Below are 1,667 nucleotides of genomic sequence, written 5' to 3' on the forward strand. Positions count from 1 at the left end.
TGCCTCCGGCAGTTCCGTCTCGGTGATGTCCGTGGTGGGCAACTCGACGCTCACGCTGTCGAGGACGTGCTGGTACGGCGTGCCGTCAGACTCGGGGAACACCGTCCGCAGACTCTCGTGCCGGGCCACCATGTCACCGAGGGCGGCCCGCAGCGCGTCACGGTCCAATGTGCCGGTGAGGCGTACGACGAGGGGGATGTTGTAGGTGGCGCTCGGCCCCTCCATCTTGTGCAGGAACCACAGCCGCCGCTGGGCGGACGAGAGGGGAAGGACCGGGGGGCGTTCCCGCGCCGCCAGGGGCGGCCGAGCGGGTCCGGCGGTGTCGAGGCGTGCCGCCACCGCGGCCGGCGTCGGCCCGTCGAACAGTGCACGGAGCTCCAGCTCTGCTCCGAACGCGCCGCGGATCTGGGCGATGAGGCGGGTGGCCAGCAGCGAATGCCCACCCAGGTCGAAGAAGTCGTCCTCGACGCCGACCCACGGCAGCCCCAACACCTGCGCGAACAGATCGCACACGATCTGCTCCTGCGGCGTGCGCGCCTCCCGCCCCGACCTGGGCGCGGTGAAGTCCGGCTCCGGGAGTGCCGCCTTGTCCAGCTTGCCGTTGGCGGTGAGCGGCATGCGGTCCAGTAGGACGACGGCCGCCGGCACCATGTAGTCGGGCAGCCAGTCCCGCGCGAAGTCCCGTAGGTCGCCGTCGCGGAGGGCTCCCCGTGCCACCACGTAGGCGATGAGGCGGGCATCGCCGGACTGTTCCTCCCGGACCACCACGGCGGCCTCGGCGACGTCGGGGTGGTCGGTCAGCAAGTTCTCGATCTCGCCGGGTTCGATGCGGAAGCCGCGGATCTTGATCTGGTGGTCGGCGCGGCCGACGAACTCCAGCTCGCCGTCCTGGTTCCAGCGCACGAGGTCACCGGTGCGGTACATCCGCGCGCCCGGCTCGGACGCGTACGGGTCCGCCACGAACCGCTCGGCCGTCAAGCCGGGCTTGCCCAGATAGCCGCGGGCGACACCGGCCCCCGCGACGTACAGTTCCCCCACCACGCCGGGCGCCACCAACTCAAGCCCCGGACCGAGCACATAGGTCCGCAGGTCGGGGATACCGACGCCGATGACGCTGGCTGCCGCCGCGGTTGCTCGCTCCCGCGTGAGCGGCTGGTACGTCACGTGGACCGTGGTCTCGGTGATGCCGTACATGTTGATCAGGGCCGGCGTGTCGTCGGGGTGGCGCCGGTACCAGTCGGCGAGGCGGGACGGCTGGAGTGCCTCACCGCCGAACACCACGGTCCGCAGGGAGAGTTCGCGGCCCGGCGAGGAGGCGTCGGCCTGTGCCAACTGGTAGAAGGCCGACGGCGTCTGGTTGAGGACGGTGACGCCGTGATCGGCCAGCAGGTCGAGGAAGGCGCCCGGCGTCCTGCTGACCTCGTAGGGCACCACGACGAGTCGGCCGCCGTGCAGCAGCGCTCCCCATAGCTCCCAGACGGAGAAGTCGAAGGCGTACGAGTGGAACAGCGTCCAGACGTCGTCGGGACCGAAGCCGAACCACTTCCGGGTGGCGTCGAAGAGCCGCACCACGTTGCGGTGGGCGACGACGACGCCTTTGGGTCGGCCGGTGGAGCCGGAGGTGTAGATGACGTAGGCGGGATGATCGGGCGCGAGTGCGGTGACGG

The 1,667-nt window shown here is 70.7% G+C and carries 1 protein-coding gene; it reads right to left on the reverse strand.

All coding sequences use genetic code 11. The features are described from left to right. The coding region (locus ACP4J3_RS50600) for an amino acid adenylation domain-containing protein (protein ID WP_426545036.1) at positions 1-1,667 on the reverse strand (1,667 nt) is incomplete at both ends.

The sequence above is a fragment of the Streptomyces sp. UG1 genome (genome assembly GCF_049974585.1).
Classification (GTDB): Bacteria; Actinomycetota; Actinomycetes; order Streptomycetales; family Streptomycetaceae; genus Streptomyces.